Genomic DNA, 13,639 nt, shown 5'->3' on the forward strand with positions numbered 1-13,639 from the left:
GCGCCATTCTAGCGTATCTAGATTTGATTCCATACCAGATACAAAAATCAAAACACCTTAAATCCGTCATTTATCTGGATTAACCTTGAGTGCGTTATACCATCACCGCGGCAGAATTACTTTCTACCTTCAGGAAAAAACACCTGTGGACAAGTAGCGATCGCCACGGTCACAGACAATGGCCACAATCACGGCATTTTCCAATTGTTTGGACAACTCCATCGCGGCATACACAGCCCCGCCTGAAGACACGCCACAGAAAATACCCTCTTCTTTAGCCAATCGGCGCATGGTGACTTCGGCATTTTCCTGAGCAACATCCATCACACTGTCCACTCGCTTTTCATCGAAAATAGAAGGCAGGTAAGCTTTTGGCCAGCGCCGGATACCTGGAATACTCGCCCCTTCTTGAGGCTGCAGACCAACGATTTGCACCTCTGGGTTTTGCTCTTTTAGGTAATGAGAAACGCCCATGATAGTACCAGTCGTCCCCATGGAACTGACAAAGTGGGTCACGCTGCCTTGGGTTTGCTGCCAAATTTCGGGACCTGTGGTTAGATAATGCGCATTAGGGTTATCTTGGTTTGCAAATTGGTTAAGCACGACACCTACCCCTTGCTCTTGCATCTCAAGCGCTAGATCACGAGCACGCTCCATGCCTTCTTCTTTCGTTACCAAGTGCAAGACCGCGCCGTAAGCAGACATCGCAGACTTACGCTCTTGGCTCATGTTGTCTGGCATGATGAGATGCATTTTGTAGCCTTTTATGGCCGCCGCCATAGCAAGCGCAATTCCTGTATTACCACTGGTTGCTTCGATCAGGCTATCACCCGGCTTGATGTCACCACGTAACTCAGCTTGCAAGATCATATTTAGCGCAGGACGATCTTTCACAGAACCTGCTGGATTCTGCCCCTCAAGCTTTAATAAAACTTCGTTGGAACGGTTTGGATTGATTCGTTGAAGTCGAACCAAGGGTGTTTGTCCAATGATGGACTCTATACTAGGATACTGAATCATAAAAACTTCATTGACATTAATGCCGTAGGGATTGAAAATTAACATTCTCGCTTATTTAAAAGCACTTTACCGCAACAATATAATAAGAAAGCGTTATAAACTTAGTTTATATTCCTATTTACGGAGACCAAAATGCGCGCGTTTGGCACTTTAGCATTACTACTATGCACACTATCTTTAGCGGCTTGTGATTTTTTTGCGGGCCCATCTGCCGACATTCCAGATAATGAGTTAAGACAAAAGTGGCGTGAGTGTAAGTATTTATCCAACCCTTCTCGCACCAAAGCGCTAGCGTGTGATAATTATGAGAGAGAATGTGACCGTCGTAAAGGAAAAGGCAACTTCGCCTGTTATTAATTTCATCTCTGGTTTCATCCTACTATGAAGCTATTTGGGTTTATTAACCGCCTATCCTTAAGACACAAACTCTTTTGGCTAATATTTGCGCCCATTTTAATCATTGCCTCACTGAGTAGTCTAAGTTTCCTGGCTACTCGCTATCATGACCTCAATACTAACCTGCTCGAACGATCCAATAATATTGCCCAACAGATCGCTCTGAGCAGTGAATATGCCATCGTCTTTACTGACACCAACATGATGTATCGCATTATGCAAAGTGCGTTAAGTTATGATGAAGTAGACAACATCCAGCTTTTTAACAACCATAAAGAGGTCATAGCTGAGCTAGGTAGCACACACATCAAAACCGACATTGAGATTCCTAGTACACCGAGTACCTTTATCTATGATGATTTCTTGCTGAATTTTACACCTATTTTCTACAGCAACAACAGTTTAGACAGCATATTCAACAGCCAGCCCGAAACCTTTGATAGCAACAGTCAACGCAGTATCATCGGCTGGGTTCGAATAGAAATCAGTAAAAACAAAATACGCCTAAAGATGTATCGATACATTGCGATACTGACCTTTCTTACTATATTAGTCGGTGCAGGTTTAATCCTATTAGCCTGGCGTCTTTCCCAATATTTCACACAGCCGATTGATAAACTTTCAAACATTCTCGACCAGATTGTTAAAGGCAACTTTTCTAATGCTAAGTTGCTTTCCATGCCATCTCAGTACCAGGAAATTCAGCACAATACCTTAGAGCTTGCAGAGCGTTTAGAAAGCCATCATGAAGAACTTATCTCAGGCATTGAACAGTCGACAGAAGACATACGGCGCAGTATGGACAGTATGGAAGAAAAAAGCGCCCAGCTTCATATTGCCAATAAAGAAGCAATGGAATCCAATCGTTTAAAATCGCAATTCTTAGCCAACATAAGCCATGAAGTTCGCACACCATTAAGCGCAATACTAGGCTATACCAAGATATTGCAAAGCAGCAATACCGACACACAGCAGCGCCTATATTTAGAAACTATTGAGCAATCGACTAACAGCCTTTTAGCCATCATTGGGGACATTCTTGATTTCTCAAAGATCGAAGCGGGCAAATTGAATTTTGAAAACAATCACTTCAATCTAAAAGAGCTGATTGACGAGGTTTACCAAACGCTCAGCGCGAGCCTACTTACCCGAGACAAACAAATTGATCTGGTTACGGATTTTCAGGCCAACGTACCAGATTGGGTAATTGGTGATAGCATCCGAGTTAGACAGATACTCACTAACCTAATAGGTAATGCCATAAAATTCACCCATTATGGCTATGTACAAACCAAAGTTGAACTTGTGACAGAAAGCGATGATGCACTCGTCCTCAGTTTTCAAGTCATAGACACTGGTATTGGTATCCCCGAAGAAAAAATCAACAACCTTTTCAAACCATTTTCTCAAGTGGATACCAGCACTACTCGCAAATTTGGTGGTACAGGTTTAGGTCTCGTCATCACTAAAAAACTTGTAGAGCAGATGCACGGCGCTATAGGTATTAAGAGTGATCAAGTAAGTGGTTCCAACTTTCATTTCACTCTAACATTAAAACCGTCTAAGAATGCCCCAGCTAAACGAGAAGGTTTAAAACTGAACATTCTCATGCTCGAGCCCAGTAAAACGTACCAAGAGTATCTGACAAATTATCTCAACTCGATTCATGTAAGTTGCACAACCTTCAGTCAAATTGAGCCCATCATTAATCGCTTAAACAAACCGCTGGGAGAAGTTGATGCTCTACTGATTAACATAAGCCCTAACGATCACGAGAGTATCCAAGATGCCAAAGAGCTGGTGCATTTTGCCAAAAGCACGTTTAACATACCTAGTATTTTGATGATTCAAAAACCTGATGAGCTAGCACGCCATCCAAATTTGAAAAAAATTAGCCAAAGCATTTTGCTGAAACCTATCAGCCACAATCGCTTATACAAAGCTCTAGACAACATAAAACATCCGACCAGCACTCCGCCTATAGAACGCAATAGAACACTGCCGAGCAAGCTACAGAACCTCAACATTTTAGCCGTAGATGATATGGCGATTAACTTACAACTATTCAATCATTGGTTGTCCGGCAGCAACCTCAATGTGTCTCTCGCTTATAGCGGCATTGAAGCGATACAAATGGCCAAAGCTACTCAATACGACATCATTTTCATGGACATCCAAATGCCCGAAAAAAATGGCATGGAGACAACCCAAGAAATTCGTCAAATTGAGACCTACAAAAACACCCCAATTATCGCCTTAACTGCCCATGCGTTAGGATCAGAACAGCAACAAATACTTGCCAGCGGTATGAACGCCTACTTAACCAAACCGGTGGATGAAGAAATTCTCCTTAACACCATAGAAGAGTGGTGTGATAGCAAGGGCGGATACTTAGAGCAAGTAGACGAGAAACTGGTCAATATTTTTGATTTGAAAAAAGCGTTAGGCATGGTCAATGGTAGGGTCGACATTGCCAAAGACATGTTTGAAATGCTGGCCAATACTCTTGATGACGAGCAAAAGCTTCTGCAACATCATTTAGCCAATCAGGACACAGAGAAGCTGATAGAGGTTGTACACAGGATTCATGGCGCTTCCAAGTACACGGGGACCATTAACATTGCACGCCATGCAGGCTTTCTGGAAACCCATTTAAAAGAGCTTGGTTTAGAGGATGTTGAAGGTGTCTTTGAGGATTTTATCGACGCCATTCAAGAGTTGCTAAACAACCGAAAACTTATTCCTTGGCCTCAAGAATAACAAATGCCTGAGCGTATTTTTGTTCATCTGTGAGGGTTAGATGCCAATTAACCTTACCTTCAAACCTTTGTTCAATACTGTCATCAACGGATAGTATAGGTTGCCCTGACGCTAGATTACTCACTTCAAAATGCTGGAAACTTACGCCTCGTCCGATTCCTGTTCCTAAAGCCTTTACTGCCGCTTCTTTCGCCGCAAAGCGCTTAGCCACAAATGCATCCGCTTTGGATGTATTTGTAATACTTAGCCATTGCTGCTTTTCATTGGTTGTCAGAATACGGTCCACAAAGCGCTCACCAAGACGCTCAATAGAACTGGCCACCCGTGCGATTTCTACTAAATCTGTACCTATACCTATAATCAAAACATCTCTCTCTATTTAGACACCGAGCATCAATAACGAAAAATTGGCACACCCAACAAACGCTCTCCTTGGTACGCTTGCTTGGGCAACAGTTTGCGAGCGGCTACAGGCTTGCCGTTCAATAATCCATCTATCCAGTGGCGGTGCAACTCTTTCGCCAAGTTCAGCACCGCTTTGTTCATCCATTCACCCTGATGATAAGCCTGTGCCAGACGACCCTCAACAAACAATACGGGCAGCACTTTTGGCTGTTCACCATAGTAAGGACGTAAGCCAAAGCGCTGATCAAATTGATACAGGGTATCTCCTTGAACTTCTTGGCCGCGACCAGTTGTTGATAAGTTAATCGCCATTCCCAACTCATCAAACAAGCCCATTTCAAAACGTCTTAGTAAGGGCGCAATCGGTGCCCCTGACGCTAAGCTATCAATGAGCCATTGGTATAAGGAATAGATATTCGGCAAGGGTAAATTCAGCGGTAGCAGTTTTGCTATCAACTCATGGCTATACAAGGCGGCGTATAAAGGTAAACCTTCAAGTACTTTGCCGGCTTTGAGGGATTCCAAATGCCGGATAGTTTTCAGATCCGTACGCCCTGAACACTCGATGTCATAGCATAAAAAAGGCCCAGGAATCACCCGAGCCTCTTTTTTTGCTAACCGCCATACGCCTCTTATCAAACCTTGATCTTGAGTAAGCAGATCTAGCAGCACTTTTTCATCTTGAAAAGCACGAGTATGAATAACGTACGCCAAGGCGCGCATCTAGCTTACTCTTCTTGGTAACCTAGACTGGCTAAAGCACGCTCATCATCGGACCAACCGGAGCGAATTTTAATCCATAGATTGAGCATGACTTTCTGCTGAAAAAGCTCTTCCATATCTATACGCGCTTCTTTACCAATCAGTTTAATTTTCTCACCTCGATCACCAATGATGATGCGTTTTTGGCCATTTCGTTCAACCAAAATAAGCGCACTGATGTGAATAACTGAGCCTTCGTAAACAAACTCTTCAATCTGTACAGCCACTTCATAAGGCACTTCCTGGCCTAACTGACGAGTGATCTTCTCACGTACAATCTCCGCCGCCAAAAAACGTGAGCTGCGGTTAGTAATCTGATCTTCAGGGTAGAAAGGCATCCCTTCGGGAATATAGCCCGTTACTAGTCGTTCTAAGCGATCAAGATTCTTGTTGCGCAATGCCGAAATCGGCACCACTTGAGCAAACGCCATACGCTCAGATAAGTTGGCTAATCTTGGTAATAGACTGTCTTGCTGCTCTAACTGATCGACTTTGTTGACCACCAAGATAACCGGACAGGAAGCGTATTTAACCTTCTGTAAAACGGATTCATCTTCTTCCGTCCAACGGTCTGCGTCCACCACGAATAACACTACATCCACATCTTTCAATGCCGCGGAAGCCGTTTTATTCATAAAGCGGTTAATCGCTTTCGTCTCACCAAGGTGCAAACCAGGCGTATCCACATAAATCGCCTGCACATGATCCTCGGTTTTAACCCCTAAAATTTGATCACGGGTCGTTTGTGGCTTTCTGGACGTAATGGATAATTTTTGGCCCAAAATATGGTTAAGCAGCGTGGATTTGCCGACATTGGGTCGACCAACTATGGCCACATAACCACAGTGAGTAATTTCTTCCTCAGACATCTTTTTGTTCCAATAATGTTAGCGCTTTCGCAGCGGCATTTTGCTCAGCAATACGACGGCTGTTACCCTTGCCCTGAATAGCCTCATCACTCAACTCAATTTGGCAATGTACATAAAAAGTTTGATCATGAGGCTCACCTTGAATGTCTACGACTTCATAATTCGGCAACGCGTATTTACGACCTTGCAAATATTCCTGCAAGCGAGTTTTCGCATCTTTCGTAACTACTTTTAAGGAAGTCGCGTCCAATCGAGATTTATACCAATCCAGAATATGAGTACGGCAAGTGTCCATACCGGCATCTAAATAGATAGCGCCGATAATGCCTTCCACGGAATCAGCTAAGATAGAGTCACGGCGAAAACCACCACTTTTTAACTCGCCAGCGCCTAATTTCAAAAAGTCACCTAGTTTAAATTCTCGGGCTAATTCGGCCAGTGTGTCGCCTTTAACTAACGAGGCACGTAATCGACTCAACTCCCCTTCCTTGGCTTTCGGAAAGCGATGAAATAGATCCTCTGCGATCACATAATTAAGAATCGAGTCACCTAGAAACTCTAAACGCTCGTTATTTTTGCCGCCGAAGCTACGGTGTGTCAGTGCGAGCTCCAATAGGCCTAGGTCAGCAAAATAATAACCAATGCGGCGACACAATTTTTGATACAGTGAACTCAAAATTACTCCAAAAAATCTTTATTCAATCAGACCATTATTTTTAAAACTTGGAACGCTTAACAACTCGTTCCAATGCAGCCATACGTAAAAGGCACGACCTTTCATATTGGCTTTCGGTACAAAACCCCAAACACGACTATCTGAACTGTTATCGCGATTATCACCCATTACAAAATACGAGTCTTCTGGTACAACCCAGTCACCTTCTAGCGGGTTCTGGTAGTAAGAATTGTAGACTTCGTGATTTTTACCCCCCAAGTTTTCCACAAAAACCCTTACAGGCTCTTTGTTAGGATTTAGAGAAGTGGATAACTCAGCGACTAAATTAGTCGCTAAAACCTGCCCATTGATAGACAAAGTCTTATTATGATAACTGATCTTATCCCCTGGCAAACCCACCATGCGCTTAATGTAGTTCAAACTTGGGTCACGAGGGTATTTAAACACCACAACATCACCATGTTTTGGCTCATTGGTTGGAATAAGGGTGGTGTTTAATACAGGCAACCTTACACCATATTCAAACTTGTTCACCAAAATGAAATCGCCGATTTCTAAAGTGGGTAACATGGAACCAGATGGAATTTGAAACGGTTCTACGACAAACGAACGCAAACCAAAGATCACCGCCACAATAACAAAGTAAGACTTTACTTCCGTAACCAGTTTAGGGGTTTGTGCCAGCGTTTGCTTAGTGTCTTTACTGATCGCCTGACGTGCTTCTGGTGTCATTTCTGCCAGCACTAATTTACGCTTTGGCAGATAAACGATGCGGTCATACAACCAAACCGCACCGGTCACAAAAAAAGCAATTGCTAAAATCAGCTCAAAATCAAAACCCATTACATCTCTCCATCGCTGCGTGATTTCATCACACTGGGGTAACTGTTAATGCTTAATTATCTATTTGTAACGCCGCTAAGAAAGCAGATTGTGGCACTTCAACATTACCAACCTGCTTCATGCGCTTTTTACCTTCTTTCTGTTTCTGCAACAGCTTTTTCTTACGGCTAACATCACCGCCGTAACACTTAGCGATAACGTTTTTACGTAGTGCTTTAACTGTTGTACGAGAGATAACCTTAGCACCCACCGCCCCTTGGATCGCCACATCAAACATTTGGCGAGGAATCAGGTCTTTCATTTTTTCACATAAAGCACGGCCTTTAAATTGCACGTTATCCTTATGCATAATCAACGCCAGTGCATCGACACGCTCACCATTGATAAGAATGTCCAAACGACATAGCGGTGCAGGACTAAAGTGACTAAAGCTATAATCAAGAGACGCAAAACCACGACTACAGGATTTCAACTTATCAAAGAAATCCATCACCACTTCATTCATTGGCAATTCATAGCGTAACTGTACTTGCTGCCCAACGTATTGCATGTCTTTTTGCATACCACGTTTTTCAACGCATAAGGTAATAACATTACCAAGGTACTCTTGCGGCACAAGAATATTCGCTTCCACAATAGGCTCGCGCATTTCTTTAATCGTGGCAGGATCAGGCATTTTAGACGGGCTATCAACATTGATAACATCACCGTTATTCAGCTCCACCTCAAACACTACTGTTGGTGCAGTGGTGATCAAATCAAGATCGTATTCACGCTCTAAACGCTCCTGGATGATCTCCATGTGCAGCATACCGAGGAAGCCACAACGGAAGCCAAAGCCTAGGGCGTCGGAGCTTTCTGGTTCGAAGAAAAGGGAGGCGTCGTTCAGAGTCAGTTTATCTAGCGCTACACGGAAGTCTTCGTAGTCGTCAGAGCTCACTGGGAACAAACCCGCATAAACCTGCGGCTTAACTTTTTGGAAGCCTGCAAGCTGCTCAACATCTGGGGTCGAAGCGTGCGTGATAGTGTCACCCACTGGCGCACCATGGATATCTTTAATACCAGCCACAACGTAGCCCACTTCACCAGCTTTCAAGACTCCTGTTTCTTTACGTTTTGGCGTAAAGATACCAGCCATGTCGACTGGGTGAACTTGCTTAGTCGATTTAATGAAGATTTTATCTTTCTTGCGCAAGGTACCTTGTTTGATACGCACTAAGGAGACAACGCCTAAATAGTTATCAAACCATGAGTCGATAATCAGTGCTTGCAGTGGCGCATCCACATCACCTTCTGGTGGTGGGATGGTTGCGACTAAACGCTCTAGTACATCATCTACGCCCATACCGGTTTTCGCAGAACAGGTAACAGCGTCCATGGAATCAATGCCGATAATCTCTTCAATTTCTTCACACACACGCTCAGGCTCGGCTTGTGGCAAATCAATTTTGTTCAGTACCGGCATAACCTCTAGGCCTTGCTCGATCGCTGTGTAACAGTTAGCGACTGATTGAGCTTCCACACCTTGCGCGGCATCTACCACCAAAAGGGCACCTTCACACGCGGCCAAGGAACGAGAGACTTCATAAGAGAAATCCACGTGTCCGGGGGTGTCGATGAAGTTTAGTTGGTAGGTTTGACCATCTTTGGCATGGTAGTCCAAGGTCACACTCTGAGCCTTGATGGTAATACCACGCTCACGTTCTATGTCCATAGAATCAAGTACTTGGGCGGACATTTCACGTTCACTCAAACCTTCACAAGTTTGGATGAAGCGGTCGGCCAAGGTAGATTTACCATGGTCAATATGGGCGATGATAGAGAAATTACGTATGTGCTTAAGATTATTAGAAGACACTATTTACTCACACTTTAAAAGCGATATTAGGCTCAGTAATAGCTAACGGTTACGGTGATAGGTAAGGCGAGTTGCCACATCAACATAGATGCAGGACATTCGTTGCTATCATGCCGTTTATGACGCCACTTGTTAACAATTTCTGAGGATACAAATGGCGAGCATTCTACCGAAATTCCTGTCAGGACTCCATTCATTTAAAGTGCTTAGGCATGAGTTTTTAACATCACATTCAATAATCTTAATACCTAAGCCTGTTCTTGCTGGTTAAGCTTTGGTTTGAAGAATACGCTCAACCGTATCAACCGTTGCTTGGGTATGGGCATCAATCTCTAAATTCACGCGACTGCCCGCGACCAAATTCATAAAATTGGTCAGTCTTAGGGTTTCAGGAATCAAGGAAACTTCCAACCAGTCTGGACCAATATCACTGATGGTTAAACTTGCGCCATTCAGGCCAACATAGCCTTTGTCGAAAAGGTAGCGCCTTGCATCCACTTCTTGCTGGCGATCGGTCATAAAGCGAATGTGAACACTCTCATCGATCCGTTCAACGCCGACCACGCTAACCGTCGTCATGATATGGCCAGACATTAGGTGCCCGCCAATCTCATCTCCAATTCGTGCCGCCCGCTCAAAGTTCACTTTCGAGCCAACAGTAAGCTCGCCAATGTTAGTCAAAGCTAAGGTAGTATCAATCACATCAAAGGTTAATTGGTCAGTGGATATCTCTGCAACGGTCAAGCACACACCATTAATGGCGACACTTGCTCCCAACTGCTGACCTTGCATACTGGCTTCTGGGAATTGTATTTGTAAACGTTTATTACGACCCACTTTTTCTATCAGAGCCACTTCTCCGACACCCTGAACTATTCCTGTAAACATATAATTCTCTTAACCTCGTAGGGTAAATAAACTGAATTTGACACCTTATGCGCATCACTGGGGAAGAATTAAACACTAATAGTAAAAGCTACGCCACCTCTAGCTTATAGAGACTTATCATTGACTCACTAATAGGGTTATCCACAGGTTGAGGGGATAACCTCTTGTAAAGACTCAATCAAACCTCTTAAGACCTACAATAAATTTAAAACATAAAAAAACCGAACAAGTGCAGCTTGTTCGGTTTTTTTGCCCCTTGGCTAGTCTCTAGCCATCGAGATTGATGACATACTCATCTTCTTTATAAACAATATTTAAGGAGTTGGACCCTAAGTCACTTTCAGAGCCAAGGGAAACCACATCATGATCACCAACCTTGACACTGTTATCCCCCAAACTAACCGTTTCAGATAAGAAATTGTATATTTCATCGTGCTCGCCACTGTCAGGGAAATCCTCTAAGTTTTCGAGTAAATCCGTCAAATCCAAAGAATCATTAGTACTGTTAAAGTCCTGAATCAGATCATTAAACTCAGTATTCATACCCTGCTCCTGACCATGACTAGTGATAACAAACGTATCATTACCGCCACCGCCAAACAGGATATCTACTTGTAAATCTTCTTCTGTACTTAACGCACCAATAAGTAAATCATCGCCTTCACCACCGTAAAGTGCATCGGCTCCTTGGCCACCTGCAAGCACATCATTATCTTCATTGCCGTATAGGGTGTCGTTGCCTTCGCCCCCATAAAGAGTATCGTCCCCTTCATTACCGTATAGCTCATCATCGCCATAAAAACCATACAAGGCATCATTACCTAAACGACCGAGGATCATATCCCCTGTATCCTCACCCTCTAGAGTGTCATCAGAATCAGTGCCTTCAATTTCAGTTAACGTTGGCATCACAGTAAGGGTAACCGTGGCAGAAGTTAAGCCGCCGAAGCCATCGCTAACCGTATAACTAAAGCTTGCCTCCTCATGGTAATCACTGTCTGCGGTAAAGGTAATACTACCGTCATCATTTAAAGTAACCTGACCATGCTCTGGCGAGTCAACCGATACAATCTCTAAACTATCACCGTCTGTGACGAAATCATCGGCTATTAATTCCGCCGCAGCAATCTGTACACTAGTACCTTGGAATAATATTAATGAAGATGTCGCTTGTACCTTAAGATCATAGTTTCCAGAGTCAGCATTAAGTAATTTAACGTCTACCCAATCCTCCTTAGCGATGATCGAACCGCTAGCAAAGATCTTACCATTCGCAACCAAGGTACCTGTGCTATAAGCTACGCTATAGAAGTTTGCTTCTTCAGTCGTGACTATATCAAAGTCACCCATCTCACCTTCATAATATTGATTAACTGAGTTACCTTGACCATCAATTTTGATAGTGTAAACACTCTTATCCGTACCTTCTTCACTGGCCTCAGAGTTGGTGAAAGAAATAACAAAAGAGCCATCTTCACCAGTAGCAACAAGACTTAACTCGGTATTTCTATCAATTCCATCAGCCTGGTAAAAAGTAAACTCTTCTCCATTGAGTGAGCCATCAGCATGAAACTTCTGGGTATGTACTTCATACTCGCCATCATTATTTTTATCTAACCAACTAACAACATATTCACCATTACCTAATACCAACAAACTAGGATTAGAATATTTGTCAGCCACAGCAAACATCTCAACATCCTGATCAGGATTTCCATTTGCATCAAGGTGTTGAGAATAGACGTAATATGCTTTTCCTTCGTAGCCGCTCCAAGTAATAACCACAGATCCATCAGGTAACGTACTGACAGACAAGTCTTGAGAATAGAGCGAAGTACTATTAAGCCAAACCTCACCCTCTGTTTTACCGTTTTCATCAAATATTGCAATTGCAACTCTGTCAGCACTATCCGATTGACCTACAGCGATATAACCACCAGAATCTAGAGCCTCAACAACAGGGTTATCCATTATTAAATAGGTCGTACTAACTCGTGAATGCTCACTGTTATAAAGACTAATGCCATTGCTACCACCATATTTAAAAGCCAGCACATAAGTGCCATCTCCAAGGTCTGCTATATCAACGGTAGAGTTCGTATAAGATCCATCATCCGCAACTATAGATAATTCCTCCTGCCAATCAACAACATTTCCTTCAAGATCGTATACCTCTCGATACAGTATGTTAAGTTGCTGGCCATTCCTTGGGGTAATTTCTCTCCACGTGACAATTACCTCACCATTAACAACATCAAAAGTAGTGGTTCCACTTTGTTTAAAATAATGCTGAGCAATTCTTTTCTCAGAAACTAAAGAACCATCCGCTTTATAGATTTGCATAAAGGCTTGAACTGGGTAGAAACCGGCGTTGAAGTTACCTTGACCAAGCACCATAAAATCGCCATCATCATTAATTTGAACAACTTCAAGATTAGTGTAGGCACCACTGAAGTTGTTAGGTGCAACCTCAATCTGCATCCCTTCACTGTGGTCATCAGGGAATATTTCAACGTATGCGGTGTTATTTCCAGAGACCCAAGCCAGAGAATAGCCACCATCGCTTCCATATGAAGAACTTGCCTTCAGAACATCATTTGCAGTAGTAGAATTATCGCCTTCTACTTTAGAGCTTATTGCATAAGCTCCTGTGAAATTAATGGCCGAAACCGAAACATAATGAAACACTGCGACATCATCATAGGCGTCAGGGGCATTACCATTGACGGTCTCGATAACGATGTCTTCAAGCTGGCTAGTAGAGCCATCAATTGAATGAGCCTGAATAGTAATAGAGTAAGAATCACCAAATGCAATCAAACTTTTATCGAGAAGAGTGACTACACCTGTGTCAGCATCGATCGCGAAGCGCCCTTCTGCATCGTTGGTTAAACTGTAGGTAACCGTATCTCCATCTTCATCGACTGCAAGCGCGGTAATACCAACCGTATCGCCATTCTCATGATCGTTATAAATTAAGTTAGAGCCTTTATCTGTGTCTGAAACACTTCCCACCACATGATCGGTGTCGCCGCCATTGCCCGTACCGCCTGTGTTACCACCCGCACCATCGTTGTTATCGCCCACGGCGATGGTCATGGTTTCAGAAGAGATCGACCCGTCGACAGACGTCGCCAAGATGGTGATGTCATGAGAGGTGTC

11 protein-coding genes are annotated in these 13,639 nt (G+C 43.3%); 2 read left to right on the plus strand and 9 right to left on the minus strand.

The genetic code is table 11. The features are described 5' to 3' along the window. Positions 1 to 129 precede the first annotated feature (129 nt). Positions 130 to 1,020 (minus strand): cysteine synthase CysM, encoded by an 891-nt coding sequence (gene cysM, locus ABJF92_RS01975; RefSeq protein ID WP_446814174.1) that lies wholly within the window; start codon positions 1,018 to 1,020, stop codon positions 130 to 132. Positions 1,021 to 1,152: 132 nt separating this feature from the next. Between cysM and ABJF92_RS01980 the strand changes: the two genes are divergently transcribed. Then, on the plus strand, positions 1,153 to 1,377 hold the full coding sequence (locus ABJF92_RS01980) for a hypothetical protein (protein ID WP_446814175.1): 225 nt from the start codon (positions 1,153 to 1,155) through the stop codon (positions 1,375 to 1,377). A 24-nt stretch (positions 1,378 to 1,401) separates the two neighbouring features. Further along, positions 1,402 to 4,176, plus strand: coding sequence for a response regulator (locus ABJF92_RS01985; protein WP_446814176.1), 2,775 nt, complete (start codon positions 1,402 to 1,404; stop codon positions 4,174 to 4,176). Here the strand turns inward: ABJF92_RS01985 and acpS are convergent. The 8 genes from acpS to ABJF92_RS02025 all read right to left on the minus strand — a co-directional run. Then, on the minus strand, positions 4,154 to 4,540 hold the full coding sequence (gene acpS, locus ABJF92_RS01990; protein ID WP_446814177.1) for a holo-ACP synthase: 387 nt from the start codon (positions 4,538 to 4,540) through the stop codon (positions 4,154 to 4,156). The two genes, ABJF92_RS01985 and acpS, sit on opposite strands and share 23 nt — an antisense overlap. Before the next feature lie 29 nt (positions 4,541 to 4,569). Further along, on the minus strand, positions 4,570 to 5,304 hold the full coding sequence (recO, locus tag ABJF92_RS01995) for a DNA repair protein RecO (RefSeq protein WP_446814178.1): 735 nt from the start codon (positions 5,302 to 5,304) through the stop codon (positions 4,570 to 4,572). A 5-nt stretch (positions 5,305 to 5,309) separates the two neighbouring features. Next, positions 5,310 to 6,212 (minus strand): GTPase Era, encoded by a 903-nt coding sequence (era, locus tag ABJF92_RS02000; protein WP_446814179.1) that lies wholly within the window; start codon positions 6,210 to 6,212, stop codon positions 5,310 to 5,312. Continuing rightward, a complete protein-coding gene (rnc, locus tag ABJF92_RS02005; RefSeq protein ID WP_446814180.1) occupies positions 6,205 to 6,888 on the minus strand; it encodes a ribonuclease III in 684 nt (227 codons plus the stop codon). Before rnc ends, era begins: the two co-directional genes overlap by 8 nt. Positions 6,889 to 6,906: 18 nt before the next feature. Then, positions 6,907 to 7,731, minus strand: coding sequence for a signal peptidase I (lepB, locus tag ABJF92_RS02010; protein WP_445977366.1), 825 nt, complete (start codon positions 7,729 to 7,731; stop codon positions 6,907 to 6,909). A gap of 52 nt (positions 7,732 to 7,783) precedes the next feature. Beyond that, on the minus strand, positions 7,784 to 9,589 hold the full coding sequence (lepA, locus tag ABJF92_RS02015) for a translation elongation factor 4 (RefSeq protein WP_446814181.1): 1,806 nt from the start codon (positions 9,587 to 9,589) through the stop codon (positions 7,784 to 7,786). A gap of 267 nt (positions 9,590 to 9,856) precedes the next feature. Then, entirely contained in the window at positions 9,857 to 10,477 is a 621-nt protein-coding gene (locus ABJF92_RS02020) for a riboflavin synthase subunit alpha (protein WP_446814182.1), read from the minus strand. A 267-nt stretch (positions 10,478 to 10,744) separates the two neighbouring features. Further along, the coding region (locus ABJF92_RS02025; RefSeq protein WP_446814183.1) for an Ig-like domain-containing protein at positions 10,745 to 13,639 on the minus strand (2,895 nt) is incomplete at its 5' end.

This window comes from Marinomonas sp., from assembly GCF_039940335.1.
Lineage (GTDB): Bacteria > Pseudomonadota > Gammaproteobacteria > Pseudomonadales > Marinomonadaceae > Marinomonas.

What these genes read in the sequence shown, in the direction of transcription:
- recO (WP_446814178.1), bottom strand. Translation starts at nt 5,304, where the DNA reads ATGCGCGCCTTGGCGTACGTTATTCATACTCGTGCTTTTCAAGATGAA.
- ABJF92_RS01980 (WP_446814175.1), top strand. Translation starts at nt 1,153, where the DNA reads ATGCGCGCGTTTGGCACTTTAGCATTACTACTATGCACACTATCTTTA.
- cysM (WP_446814174.1), bottom strand. Translation starts at nt 1,020, where the DNA reads ATGATTCAGTATCCTAGTATAGAGTCCATCATTGGACAAACACCCTTG.
- lepB (WP_445977366.1), bottom strand. Translation starts at nt 7,731, where the DNA reads ATGGGTTTTGATTTTGAGCTGATTTTAGCAATTGCTTTTTTTGTGACC.
- era (WP_446814179.1), bottom strand. Translation starts at nt 6,212, where the DNA reads ATGTCTGAGGAAGAAATTACTCACTGTGGTTATGTGGCCATAGTTGGT.
- ABJF92_RS02020 (WP_446814182.1), bottom strand. Translation starts at nt 10,477, where the DNA reads ATGTTTACAGGAATAGTTCAGGGTGTCGGAGAAGTGGCTCTGATAGAA.
- ABJF92_RS01985 (WP_446814176.1), top strand. Translation starts at nt 1,402, where the DNA reads ATGAAGCTATTTGGGTTTATTAACCGCCTATCCTTAAGACACAAACTC.